A 12,993-nucleotide genomic window follows, 5' to 3' on the forward strand; every position below is an offset into this window, starting at 1 on the left:
CCTTATGGCGCTTTTTTTATATGACCTTGCGAACGTGATCCCGGCGGATCCCCCTGGATATAGAGATCCCGTCCATTCTGCCGATAGGGGCGATAGTAGCTGTCACCGCAACGGTAGTCCCCGCCCTCTCCTCCCACCAGATCGCAGTTGACCGGCAACACCTCCAGCCACTTCACCGCCTGCTGGAAACGCAGCCACTCCTGCCATTCATGCTCCCGCGCCAGCTGATCCCGCAGGGCAAAGGTGTCCGCCGTGGACAGCCCCTGATTGACGAAAACCTGGCCCGCGGCCGCCGGCAACGAGAGCGATAGCAGAAAGAAGGTGGCGACAGCTTTCATGGTGGTTCCCCATATGGCTTATTTTAAAAATTAAATTAAAAGCTTTATCAGATAATTACCAACTCATGTGCAATTGGAACAACCCAAATTCCGCTGCCTAACCTAGTTGTTTAGTATCACCCGGCGCAGGACGCACCCTCATGAAACTGGCACAAGCTCTGCTGTGGACTCTGGCACTTGGCTCAGCCGCCGCCCAGGAAGTCAGCTTCAGCTGGCAATGGCAGTCTGCCGACGGCCAGCAGAAACACCTGCAGCTGAGTACGGATGAGCGCGTCATCTCCGCCAGTCGTCACGAGATGACGCTGATCGACACCTCTCTCAACTTCCCGCTTGAGACGCTCTACTCCTACATCAGCCCGCGCCTTTACAGCAGCATCAACCAGATCAATCAGAGCAGCCCCGAAACCGCCACCAAATTCCGCAATCTGGAGCAGGCCTTTACCCTGCACGACGACAGCATGGAATCGATCCAGTTCTGGCAGGCCTATCAGCAGTATCAGGAGGATGCCTTCTACCAGATGCGGGTATTGCCCTGCGTCCATCCGGCCAATCGCAAGTTGCCCTGCGTGAGACCCAATTATTCCCAGTTGTTCTATCAATTCAAGGGGGATCTGAAGCCCCTTGCCCAGCAGTTCTCGGCCAAGGATCTGGCCACCAGCGTGCATTTGCTGCAGGAGTGGTTGAACGCCATTCCCACCCCACCGGAACAGATGGATCACTTCGCCCCGCCCTTGCAGGCGCTGCAGGACAACAAGGCCGACAGCGACGAGAAGGCGCTGCTGATGGCCAGCCTCCTGGCCGAGCTGGCGCCGCAATACATGCTCAGCATCATCTACCCGAACATCAGCATCGGCAGCGTCTCCCCGGCCTGGCTCGCCATCACGGCGGACAGCGGGCTGAAGGGCGATACGGTGGTGATCGACAATCAGCGCCACGTCTTGCTGACCGGCTCGCCCCTGCTGGCCCAGCAGATGACCATGGCCCAGATCCCGCTGGTGAGCGAACCGCTCTACTGACCCTGACTCCTCAAACCAGTTAATAACAGGTTTATTATTAACTGCCGCATGCCATTCTAGCCGCCCTCGCCAGCCAGCGTCCTGCGTTGACACGCAGCATCGCCTGATCATTCGCGACTTTATTTAACACTTTTTAAACACATCCGATCAGTTTAGGATGAGTACTGTCCCATTCCCTCAATCGTGAAATCGTTATAACATAACAAAGGAGTGTCATCCGGATGAAACATCTCGTACTTACTCTGGCGCTGCTGCCAGGCCTGGTCATGGCCCACAACATCAAAGAATCCGCCCAGGTGCCGCTGGTCAATATCAGTGACAAGGGTGAGCTGGTGCTGAAGGACAAAGAGATCAGCTACCAGCCGTGGCAGAGCCAGGTGCTGACCGGCAAGGTATTTCTGATCCAGCACATCGCGGGTCGCTCCAGTGCCAAGGAGCTCAATGCCCCCATGATAGAGGCGATAAAGGCGGCCAAGTTGCCCCACGAGCAGTACCAGACCGTCACCATCATCAACAGCAATGACGCCATCTGGGGTACCTCCGGCTTCGTGAAGAGCAGTGCCGAAGACACCAAGAAAGAGTTCCCCTGGTCCGCGCTGATACTGGATGCCAAGGGCATGGCCCGCAACGCCTGGGCGCTCGCGCCGGAGAGTTCGGCCATCGTATTGCTGGATAAAGAAGGCAAGGTGCTGTTCGCCAAAGATGGCCAGCTCGATGCCACCGACATCACCAAAGTGATGGGGCTCATCAAGTCCCATCTCTGAATCAGAGAGGAGGGGCGCTGATGGCGCCCTTTCCAAAAAGGGTCTATGGGTCGTACCAAGCTGAAAATCTGGTTGTTGTTGCTGGGCTGGTTGTGGTTGCAACCGGCACTGGCACAACACCCGCTGGAAGCAGACCTGCCCGATCACAGCCACCATTGCCTGATCTGCGCCCTCCATCTGGATGGCAAGCTGGCCCTGACGCCCAACCCCCTTGCCCCAGCCCACCCCTTTGTCGCCTACCAAGCCCTCTCCACCGAGATCACCCGCGCCTCGAGTCTGGAAAAACCTCACTACAGCATCCGTGCCCCGCCCCTGCTTCAGCGTTCAACCGATTAAACATTTCTCTTAACGATCAATGGTTTTAAAAGGAATCACGATGAAAGCAGTCACCCTGTTACTGGCGGCCGCCGCCTTTGGCGTGCAAGCCAACCACGATGAGCACGAGAGTCACGGCCACGGCGCCCACGAGCATGGCCACGGTCACCTCAATCTGGTACTCGATGGCAACCAGCTGATGATAGAGCTGCAGGCCCCTGCCGCCGATCTGGTGGGCTTCGAGCACGCCGCCAAGACGGATGCCGAGAAGGCGCAATTTGCCAAGGCCATGACCCAGCTCAAGCAGCCGGATGCCCTGTTCCGCCTCGACCCCGCCGCCGGTTGTACCCTGACCCAGCAGGAGATCAACGCAGCCAAAGAAGAGCATGATCACGATCATGACCACGACAAGGCTGACGCCGATCACGACGAACATCACCACGAAGACGGTCACGCCGACATGGGCGCCATGTACACCTACACCTGCGCGGCTCCGGCCAAGCTGACCGGGCTGGAAGCCACCCTCTTTACCGTCTACCCGAGCCTAGAGAAGCTGAGCGTGCAGGGCATCCTGCCCACCGGTCAGACCGCGGCCGAGCTGACCCCGTCCGCCTACAAACTGAGCTGGTGATCCCATGAACAACGCCGTGGTTGAGATCCGCGATCTGGCCTTCGCCTGGCCAGGTGGCGAGGCTGTACTCGATCTGCCCGCCCTGCGCATCGCGCAAGGGGAGCGGGTGTTTATCAAGGGGCCTTCGGGCTCCGGCAAGTCGACCCTGCTCGGGCTGCTTGCCGGGATCCAGACCGCCAACCACGGCACTCTGGAGGTGCTGGGCCAGCCTTTGGCCCAGCTCTCCGGCCGCGCCCGTGACCACTTCCGGGCGGCCAATCTGGGGTACATCTTCCAGCAGTTCAATCTGCTGCCTTTTTTATCCGTACTGGACAATGTCACTACGGCGCTCAGCTTCTCCCGAGAGAAGCGAGCCCGCCTGCGCTGCAATCCGGAGCAGGAAGCCCGCCGCCTGCTGGGGGAGTTGCAGTTGCCGGACGAGGCGCTGCACAGGCCGGTCCATGCCTTGAGCATCGGCCAACAACAGCGGGTCGCCGCCGCCCGGGCGCTGATCGGCTCTCCGCCCCTGGTGATCGCCGACGAGCCCACCTCGGCGCTCGATACCGACAACAGGGCCGCCTTCATCAAGCTGTTGTTCGAGGAGTGCGACAAGCAGGGATCGACCCTCATCTTCGTCAGCCACGACCCCTATCTCGAACCCCTCTTCCCCCGGGTGGAGAACCTGCAACGGCTCAACCGGAGGGCGGCATGATGAGATCGGATAACCAGAACCTCTGCCCATGCGTGCCCGCACAGGCAGGCTGCCAGCCATCCAGAGCAGTGCGGAGGTCGCCATGCTGAAACTCGCCCTGCAAAGTCTCTGGGCCCGCCGCCTCACCGCCGGGCTCACCCTGTTGGCCGTGGCCATCAGCGTCACCCTGCTGCTCGGGGTGGAGCGAGTGCGCACCGAGGCGCGCGAGAGCTTCGCCAACACCGTCTCCGGCACCGATCTCATCGTCGGCGCCCGCTCCGGCCAGGTGAACCTCCTGCTCTACTCGGTGTTTCGCATCGGCAACCCCACCAACAACGTGGGCTGGGACACCTATCAGGCCATCAAGCAGCGCCCCGGCATCGCCTGGACCATTCCCCTCTCCCTCGGTGATTCTCACAAGGGCTTCCGGGTGCTCGGCACCACTGGCGACTACTTCACTCACCTGAAATATGGCCAGCAGCAGTCGCTGCAGATGCGGGAGGGGCGCCCGTTCGAGACGCCGTTCGAGGCGGTGCTCGGCGCCCAGGTGGCCGAGAAACTCGGCTACAAGCTGGATCAGTCCATCGTCATCGCCCACGGCGCTGGCAACACCTCCTTCAGCCAGCACGACAACCTGCCGTTCAAGGTGGTGGGGATACTGGCACCGACCGGCACCCCGGTCGATCGCACCGTGCACGTGCCGCTGGCGGGCATCGAAGCCATCCACCTCGGCTGGGACACCGGCCGCCACAGCAAAAACGTCACCGCCGAGCAAGCGCTGGCGCAGGATCTCACCCCCAAGACCATCACTGCCTTTATGGTGGGCCTGAGCAACCGCATATTGGCATTCCAGCTGCAGCGCGGCATCAACACCTACACAGGTGAACCCCTGATGGCCATCTTGCCGGGGGCCGCCTTGCAGGAGCTGTGGGGCATGATGAGCGTGATGGAGACGGCGCTCACCGTCATCGCCGGCTTCGTGGTGGTGGCCGGCCTCATCGGCATGCTGACCACCCTGCTGGCGGGGCTCAACGAGCGGCGCCGTGAGCTCGCCATCCTGCGCTCCCTCGGCGCCGGCCCGTCCCACCTGTTCCTGCTGCTGGCGCTGGAGGCCATGGCCCTCACCACCCTCGGCATCACCCTCGGGGTCGGGGTGCTCTACCTAGGACAACTGCTTGCCACCCCCTGGCTGCTCAGCCACTATGGCCTGCAACTTGGCCTCGGCCTGCCGAGCGCCTATGAATGGCAGTTGCTGGGACTGGTGTGGCTGGCGGGCATGGTGATAGGGCTGCTGCCCGCCGCCCGCGCTTACCGCTACAGCCTGAGCGATGGCATGAGTATCCGGATATGACGAAAGGAAAGATGACGATGTGGAGAATGCTGGCGCTGCTGCTGGGTGTGTTGGCATTGCCTGCCCATGCCGTGGATTACAAGACAATCGACTGGGATGTGCTCATTCCAGAGGGTGAAAAACTGCTGCCGCCGCCCCAGGTCAGCCACGACGGCAACCTCGCCTCGGTGCCGCAGCCCGTCGGCGGGGTCAACAAGAAGCTGGACAACCAGGACTTGCGCATCCCGGGCTTCGTGGTGCCGCTGGAGGGAGATGCCAAGAAGATCACCGCCTTCCTGCTCGTGCCCTACTTCGGCGCCTGCATCCACGTGCCGCCGCCCCCCACCAACCAGGTGATCTACGTGAGCTACCCCAAGGGTGCGCCGGTGGACGATCTGTGGGACGCCATCTGGGTGAAGGGCAAGATGCGCACCATCAGTTCCAGCCACGAGATGGCCACCGCCTCCTACTCCATGGAGGCGACCGAGGTCAGCGTCTACGAAGAGTAAGCCGCTGCGCCTATTGCCTTGATGCACAATCAAAATGGCCTCCCTTGGGAGGCCATTTTGTTATCCGGCCTGCACATCGGGGGCCCAGCACCGCCTGAGGGATTGCTCGTTTGGCTGCTTGGGGTAACATTGAATACCAGCCTGAATCCCCTCAGCCATCACGGAGCCAGCATGACCGATCTTCCGCCCCCCAAGAAAGAGAGTTCCATTCTGAGCAGTCAGGAGCAGACCCTGCGCCTGGCCCGTAGCCGCAACATAGATGGCATGCTGACCCGCAACAGCGACAGCACCTTCGAGCAGCGCGCCACCTTCCGCCAGCTGGCGGATCAGGCCGCCCGTCAGCGCAACCTGGAATCCATCATGGTGATGGCGGCGCGCCACTGCGAGGAGACGGCCGCCGGCGGCGAGATGGACAGCGACTGGCTGACCCGCTTCCTGCAGCTGGCCGAGGAGATCAGCATGGTGCCCATGCAGCAGTTGTGGGGGCGGATCTTCGCACTCGAAGTGGCGACCCCCGGTCGCTTCTCCATCCGGGCCCTCAGCACCCTCAAGGAGATGACCCAGCGCGAGGCCCAGCTGTTCCAGCGCATCTGCGCCCTCTGCTGCCACTACGAGGGCAGCGACGAGCAGCGCCTGCTGCTCTGCATGCACAAGGGCGCCAGCCTGCTCAGCCGCGCCAGAGTCACCCGCATGGGGTTAGGCAAATACCGGGTGCCCTACAGCGCGCTGCTGTTGCTGTTCGATCTGGGCCTGCTGCATCGGGGGGAGCTGGAATCCGGGCCCCTGCCGGCGGACGGGGTGGAGCTCGCCTTCGGCAACCAGCATTGGCGACTGCGCCAGCGTCAGAGCGGCCTGACCCTGCTCTACTATCGCCTCACCCCGGTCGGTAACGAGCTCGCCCTGCTGCTGGATGAGCCGCCGCTGGAGGAGTACCTGCAGGACTTGAAGACCCTGCTGTCGACCAACCTGCAGATCGAGACCCTGACAACGCCCCCCGCCAGCACGCCGGAGATCCCCGCCTGAATCGGCCGGGAGCCCATCAGGGCTCCCGTTTCACGGCTTGCCAAATTGCGAAACCGGGGGTTTTATTCCCAAAACGGCTCCCAAAAAGCGAATCGATTCAGCAACCCATAGCCCCCCTGCCCGCTCGCCCTCCTCCGCTGACAAATTTTCTTCGAATAACCCCCGTCCAGCCCATTATTTGAGCTTTTTCCGCCACTCTGGTGCACGGCTTGCAGACGGGACTCATAGCCCCAATCCCAGTCGGAATCCCTATGAGAGTCAATCAACCCGTAACCCAGCGTGAGCGCCTCTTTCCGGAGCATCAGAGCCTGATCTCGACCACGGATCTGGAGAGTCGCATCACCTATGCCAACGAGGAGTTCTGCCAGATCGCCGGCTTCGCGCTGGAGGAGCTGCAAGGATCCCCGCACAACCTGGTGCGCCACCCCGACATGCCGAGCCAGGCCTTCGCCGACATGTGGGCACACCTGCGCCAGAACAAGAGCTGGATGGGACCGGTCAAGAACCGCTGCAAGAATGGCGATCACTACTGGGTCAACGCCTTCGTCACCCCCATTCAGGACACCAACGGCAAGGTGGTGGAGTATCAATCCGTGCGCACCGCGCCGGATGGGGAGCTGAAACAGCGGGCGGAGCGGGTCTATGCCCAGCTCAGGGAAGACAAACAGCCCCTGGCCCTGCGCCTGCCGGCCTTCTCCCACACCCTCGCGCTCAACCTCTGCCTGCTGCTTGCCCTGGTAGCCATGGTCGCACTGGGCTATCGCCACGAGTCGGGTTGGCTGCTGGCCGCAGCCGTCCTGCCGCTGGCGGGCGCCGCCCTTGTCGTCAATGCCCTCTCCCGGCGCCTCGGCAAACTCGGCAAGCTGGCCCGCAACCGCTTCGACAACCCGCTGATGCAGCTGCTCTACACAGGCCGGGTCGACAACCTGGCCGCCGTCGAGCTCGCCATGCGGATGAATCAGGCCGAGTTCAACGCCGTGCTGGCCCGCACCCAGCAAACCTGCCAGCAGATCTTGCGCTCCGCGCAGACTGACCTGCACAACGCCGAGGCCATCACCGACAACCTGCAGCAGCAACAGGCGCAGACCAACCAGGTCGCCACCGCCATCACCGAAATGGCGGAATCCATCCGCGAGGTCTCCCACAGCTCGACCGCCTCCTCAGACCGCTTGGACGAGACCGCCGATCTGTTCAAGGAGGGCAACCGCAGCGTGCTGGAGACCATGAGCGCGGTGGAAGGGATGCACAGCGAGCTGGTCACCTCCAAGGGAGTGATCAACACGCTAGCCAGCCAGTGCCGGGCCATCGACGGCATTCTGGATGTGATCAACAACATCGCCAACCAGACCAACCTGTTGGCCCTCAACGCCGCCATCGAGGCCGCCCGGGCCGGTGAGGCGGGCCGTGGCTTTTCGGTGGTAGCGGACGAGATCCGGACACTGGCCATCAAGACCCAGTCCTCCACCGGCGAGATCCAGAAGATGATTAGCCTGCTGCAGGGTAGTGCCGGGGATGCGGAGCAGGCCATGGAGAAGGGGGAGCAACTCTCCGCCAGCTGTCGCCTCAAGGCCTCAGCCACCGGCGACGTGCTGCAACAGATAAGCGACCGCTTGCTGCAGGTGGCCGCCGGCAGCAGCCAGATTGCCCAGGCGGTGCAGGAACAATCCCAGGTCACCATGGACATCAACCGCAACGTGCTCAACATCAAGAGCCTCGCGGATGACTCCAGTCTGGGCAGCCAGCACGCGGTGCAGGGCGTCATCGCGCTGGTGCGGCAATTAAACGAACTGGAGCGGCTGGTGCGCCAATTCCAACAACGCCCCGCCCCTCATGCCGCCAGTGAACCGCAGCCCAGTGGTCGAGCCCTGCTCGCCCGCTGAGCCTTAATGGAGGAAGCCAGTCACACCCTATAAAGACCGTGCGCTAATACAAAAAAGCATGGGCCCCGTCTCTCACGAGACGGGGCCCATCGACCTTATGAGGCTGGGGCAGCACCCTAGATCAGGCCCCGACAGCACAAGGCAGTGAGAAGCTTATCCACCATAGCCTCTACCAGTTTGCCCTTGCAGATCTTTGAATGGTTGCTGCACGACGCCGTACTCAACAGGGTGACTGTCCCGAGCTCACCACCCTGCTCATATGCGTTGCCGATGCTGAGCCCCCCATAACCACCCGTTATTAATAAATTTGTTGATCTTGCCCAGAAAACGCCCCTCTCCCGCTTCTCTCCCCAGCCCCGTTCGGTAACACTGCCATTTGGTAAATGTCTCGTTGGAGTCAACCATGAGCCAGACCAGAGCAACACCGCAGGGAAAGATCAGTAGGCTGGAGGCTGTCATTCAGGGGCGGTAGCCTTGCCGGATAGAATGGATAAGCGAGAGTTGCCCACTACGAGCCACTCACAATGGTGACTTTCACAGGTTCATTTAGAAAAGTATTATTAGGAAATAGAAAATGCCATGGACTAATGAGCACATCGAATGGCTGCAAGACACCGGAAATGCATTAACACTAACGTGTGGTAAGCAAGTACCAGTTTATAGGCTTCATCACGATGTAAATGATGATAATAAAATGGCCGCATGGGCTAAGCACTTTAGAAACCATTATTGCAACGACCATCAAATAGATCTTCTAAAGGCTCCAGGTCAGTCTAGCTCTGATTATTTAATAACGATGAAATTCCCCAGTTCTACAATACCTCCAGGGCCAAGTATTCGAGCTGGGGATTTCGCGGAAATCCTTGTCGCTGATTATTTAACATACCTTAAGAATTACACCGTCCCTAGAACACGTTATGACCGAAAAGGTGTACCTAATGAATCCACCAAGGGGTCAGACGTTTTGGCTTTTAAATATAACCAAACTAATCAAGCCAATGATGAGTTGTTAGTCTATGAAGTCAAAGCGAAGCTCAGTGCTGGGGCTAAGTCGATGCTTCAAGAAGCAGTAGATCACTCAGCCAAAGATCCCTTACGTTTGGCTGAATCTCTGAATGGAATAAAGCAAAGAATGATTGATCGGAACGAACTGGCTAGTGTAGGAATGGTTAATAGGTTTCAGGATTCAGTAAATCGACCTTATCAGTTGAGATTTGGAGCAGCTGCGGTATGTTCTGACAGCGCATATGATGCAGCGATACTTGAGCAAGCGGATACTACTAATCATCCACATGCAAATGACTTGGAGTTATTAGCCATTCAAGGAACTGAGTTAATGGCTCTCGCTCACACATTGTACGAGAGGGCTGCTCATGAGATTTGAAAATCAATCTTCAAAACTGCTTTCCATTACTAAATCAAAGGCAAAAATGTACGAGTTTGGTTTAGATGAAGAGCATCATATTCGTTTAATAGAATCACCAACTAAATTGCTATTAATGACAATTGGTATCTTAGGTGATCTATGCCGAGAAGAACTTTCTATCGAAAGAAATCTCGCAACTTACGAATTGAGGAGGGGAGAAATTCGAAATGTAGCTAGGTACTTCGATGCTCTTCTTTCTTCAAAGCTACAAACTGAACATAACTACTACCTTTGCCTATTAGGTGCAGCATCATATTACCTTGCAGACATGCCTGGAAGTGCCATTGTTTTATCCAACAAGCTTGATGCGTTAAGTGTCAGCTTGACGGACTCATCAATTGATAATCTATTGAAATGGCTGTTACAATCAAACTTCTCTGAGCCTCTGAATTTTGAACGCGAAACTATTTTAACCCCTTTAATGACCGAATTATCTCAGTCACTTCATGCCTATGTTGGCTCAGATGTAAATGCTAAATCTAACAGTTTAACCCTCGCCAATAATATTCGTAAACACTGTCATGAAAGCGGTAGTGATCGTGAACTTTTATTGGCGGATATAGTTTCCTCTGTTGTCGTACGTAAGATAAACAACGCATCAATTAACTTACTCCCAGCTTATACAAATTTGCCTGTGGAGGATTGGCTACCCGCTCTGGACAAGGAGACGTTCGTTAGAGAATTTTGGCCAGCTCAAAGGTTACTAGGTGAAGCTGGAGTATTAAAAGGAAGCTCTGCAATTGTGCAACTCCCTACCAGCGCGGGAAAAACGAAATCAGCAGAGTTGATAATACGCTCTGCTTTCTTGTCAGGAAGAGCGACGGCTGCTGTGATTATTGCACCTTTTCGCTCACTATGCCGTGAGATTAGCTCTTCACTTTCTATATCTTTTTCTGGCGAAGAAGTGTTGGTGAACCAACTTAGCGACATTCCTCAAATAGATGATTTTGATGTAGAATTATTTTCGCAGTTGTTCAGAGAGGCAGAAGAGGATATTCGAGATGTTCCAACCATTATCATTGCAACTCCAGAGAAGTTAGTTTACCTGCTACGACATAAGCCTGAGTTGGCTGGAGCAATTTCTTTAGTTATCTATGATGAGGGGCATCAGTTTGATACTGGTGCTAGAGGGGTAACTTATGAGTTACTTTTAACCAGTCTAAAGCGAGAGCTGAACCCACAGACGCAACATGTATTGATTTCAGCAGTTTTGTCAAATGCACAGTCTATAGGAGATTGGCTTTATGCCGGTGATGGCCTCGTCGTAAATGGGGCAGAGTGCTTATCGACAGAGCGAAGTGTTGCTTTTGCTAGTTGGCGAAGTGGACGTGGGCAGTTCCACTACGTAGAACCATTTAATATTGATGAAGAGTAATTCTTCGTTCCCAGAGTGATGGAATCGTTAGAACTACCTAGAAGGGGGAGTGAAAGTGTCCAACGATATTTCCCTCCTAAGGAGGATAAATCACTTGTTGCGGCATATCTGGGGTTAAAACTATCTGAACATGGCCCCGTAGCAGTTTTTTGTGGGCAAAAAAGTTCAGTTATAAAAATTTGTCGGGAAGTCCTTAAGCCGTTGGAGAGAATTCAGCAACTCGATGAGCCTATACGATTTAGCGATCAAGATGAAATCCAGAAAATTGGGAAGTTATCGGAATTGCATCTAGGGAGTAGCGCAGTTGTTACGAAAGCAATAAAGCTTGGTGTTTTACCGCATAGTGCAAACATTCCTAATGGTTTGAGGATATCTGTCGAGCATGCAATGGAATATGGTTACGGTCGCTGCGTTGTTTGCACATCAACCTTAGCTCAGGGAGTTAACCTTCCAATTAAGTACTTAGTAGTCTCTGGTGTTTTTCAAGGAGAGAAACTGATATCGACTCGAGATTTTCATAATCTTTTGGGTAGAGCGGGTAGAGCTGGTAGAGCTGGTAGAGCTGGTAAGCATACAGAGGGAAGTATCATTTTCGCAGATACCGAATTATTTGATAATCGTCGCACCTCAAAGTGGAGACAGTGGAAACAAATGAACAATTTGTTAGACCCGTCTCAATCAGAGAGCTGTTTAAGTAGTCTATTAACTCTGGTTCAGCCGTTTTTTGACGATCCATTCAATATCAATCCTATCCAGCATATAACGTCACCTGAAGAGTATGAAAAATTTATCATTGAGGCCGCTGAGCGCCAGAAAGTTGATATTAAAAGCTTACTTAGACAAATGCGACAACGGGTGGGCTACATAGAAAGTCTTGAAAGCTATCTGCTGGCAAACCTCACTAGTGACGAAATGCTTGATGGCGAGGCTTTGACTGAACTTTGCCATGGAACCTTTGCCTATAGCCTTGCTTCTGATGCTGAAAAGGACAAGTTAGGACAAGTTTTTAATATGGTAGCAGAGCGGGTAAAACAAGTTGAGGCTGAAAAGCGCCCTTGTTTTGGAAAAGCTCTTCTGGGTATCAATGAACTAAATGTTATTGAACGTTGGCTAATAGATAACATAGAAAATTTAGATGAAGTCTCGGATGTTATAGGGATACTAGAGTCGCTTTGGCCTATGGTTGCAAGCTTAGGCATGAACAACAGCCTGAATAAGCTTATCGGTGAAGACGCACACCTATTTTTTGCTAAGAAATGGTGTTCTGGCGTTTCATACAATGAAATGTTGTTGCAGGCAAACAAGAAGGCTTTCAGATTTAGGGCAGGTTCTCAGCAAAGAAGGCTGAAATTAGAGAACATTATCGACATTTGTGACAGTGCATTGGGCTATGATGTGATGCTGATAGTGGGAGCTTGCGCTGACATTATTGAGAGCCTATTCGGGAAGCAATTACTGGCTGATTCAGTACGTGAATTACAACTAGCTCTACGTATTGGGCTATCTAATAATATCGCCAAGGAGCTTTATGCGATTGGTTTGGCTGATAGAGCTGTTGCATTAGCTGTCGCAGATCGCATTGCTGAATCCGAGAAGGAAGTATCTGAGCATGGTAAAAAACTAGCTATGACCCACCGTGATGTAATTGAGCCTGAGTTGCATAAGTTCCCTTCAGTATTTTTTAACTCTCTTTATGGGCGTACATAGTCAAAACAA

The 12,993-nt window shown here is 55.5% G+C and carries 13 protein-coding genes; 12 read left to right on the top strand and 1 reads right to left on the bottom strand.

Annotated elements, in window-relative coordinates; translation table 11 throughout:
- Positions 1–2: 2 nt before the first annotated feature.
- Positions 3–338 (bottom strand): hypothetical protein, encoded by a 336-nt coding sequence (locus BN1124_RS16120; RefSeq protein WP_042643551.1) that lies wholly within the window; start codon positions 336–338, stop codon positions 3–5.
- 140 nt (positions 339–478) lie between these two features.
- On the opposite strand from BN1124_RS16120, the gene BN1124_RS16125 reads away from it, so the two are divergent.
- From BN1124_RS16125 to BN1124_RS21605, 12 genes are all read left to right on the top strand, one after another.
- A complete protein-coding gene (locus tag BN1124_RS16125) occupies positions 479–1,354 on the top strand; it encodes a hypothetical protein (RefSeq protein ID WP_042643553.1) in 876 nt (291 codons plus the stop codon).
- Between the two features lie 221 nt (positions 1,355–1,575).
- Positions 1,576–2,118 carry a YtfJ family protein gene (locus tag BN1124_RS16130; protein WP_042643556.1) on the top strand — a complete coding sequence of 181 codons (543 nt, stop codon included), beginning with the start codon at positions 1,576–1,578 and terminating at the stop codon, positions 2,116–2,118.
- 45 nt (positions 2,119–2,163) lie between these two features.
- Entirely contained in the window at positions 2,164–2,454 is a 291-nt protein-coding gene (locus BN1124_RS16135) for a hypothetical protein (protein WP_042643558.1), read from the top strand.
- A 40-nt stretch (positions 2,455–2,494) separates the two neighbouring features.
- Entirely contained in the window at positions 2,495–3,064 is a 570-nt protein-coding gene (locus tag BN1124_RS16140) for a DUF2796 domain-containing protein (protein WP_042643560.1), read from the top strand.
- Between the two features lie 4 nt (positions 3,065–3,068).
- Positions 3,069–3,755 carry an ABC transporter ATP-binding protein gene (locus BN1124_RS16145; RefSeq protein ID WP_042643562.1) on the top strand — a complete coding sequence of 229 codons (687 nt, stop codon included), beginning with the start codon at positions 3,069–3,071 and terminating at the stop codon, positions 3,753–3,755.
- Between the two features lie 82 nt (positions 3,756–3,837).
- Positions 3,838–5,085 carry an ABC transporter permease gene (locus BN1124_RS16150; protein WP_042643838.1) on the top strand — a complete coding sequence of 416 codons (1,248 nt, stop codon included), beginning with the start codon at positions 3,838–3,840 and terminating at the stop codon, positions 5,083–5,085.
- A 17-nt stretch (positions 5,086–5,102) separates the two neighbouring features.
- Positions 5,103–5,573 (top strand): DUF3299 domain-containing protein, encoded by a 471-nt coding sequence (locus BN1124_RS16155; RefSeq protein WP_378051619.1) that lies wholly within the window; start codon positions 5,103–5,105, stop codon positions 5,571–5,573.
- Between the two features lie 171 nt (positions 5,574–5,744).
- On the top strand, positions 5,745–6,596 hold the full coding sequence (locus BN1124_RS16160; RefSeq protein WP_042643566.1) for a TIGR03899 family protein: 852 nt from the start codon (positions 5,745–5,747) through the stop codon (positions 6,594–6,596).
- 251 nt (positions 6,597–6,847) lie between these two features.
- Positions 6,848–8,476, top strand: coding sequence for a methyl-accepting chemotaxis protein (locus tag BN1124_RS16165; protein WP_042643568.1), 1,629 nt, complete (start codon positions 6,848–6,850; stop codon positions 8,474–8,476).
- Positions 8,477–9,050: 574 nt separating this feature from the next.
- Positions 9,051–9,860 carry a Hachiman antiphage defense system protein HamA gene (locus tag BN1124_RS21005; RefSeq protein WP_082041659.1) on the top strand — a complete coding sequence of 270 codons (810 nt, stop codon included), beginning with the start codon at positions 9,051–9,053 and terminating at the stop codon, positions 9,858–9,860.
- Positions 9,850–11,277: a DEAD/DEAH box helicase gene (locus BN1124_RS21600; RefSeq protein WP_197066230.1), complete on the top strand. Its 1,428-nt coding sequence runs from the start codon at positions 9,850–9,852 to the stop codon at positions 11,275–11,277. Before BN1124_RS21005 ends, BN1124_RS21600 begins: the two co-directional genes overlap by 11 nt.
- A gap of 18 nt (positions 11,278–11,295) precedes the next feature.
- Positions 11,296–12,984: a hypothetical protein gene (locus BN1124_RS21605; protein ID WP_197066231.1), complete on the top strand. Its 1,689-nt coding sequence runs from the start codon at positions 11,296–11,298 to the stop codon at positions 12,982–12,984.
- Positions 12,985–12,993: the final 9 nt, after the last annotated feature.

It is taken from the genome of Aeromonas eucrenophila (genome assembly GCF_000819865.1).
Classification (GTDB): Bacteria; Pseudomonadota; Gammaproteobacteria; order Enterobacterales; family Aeromonadaceae; genus Aeromonas; species Aeromonas eucrenophila.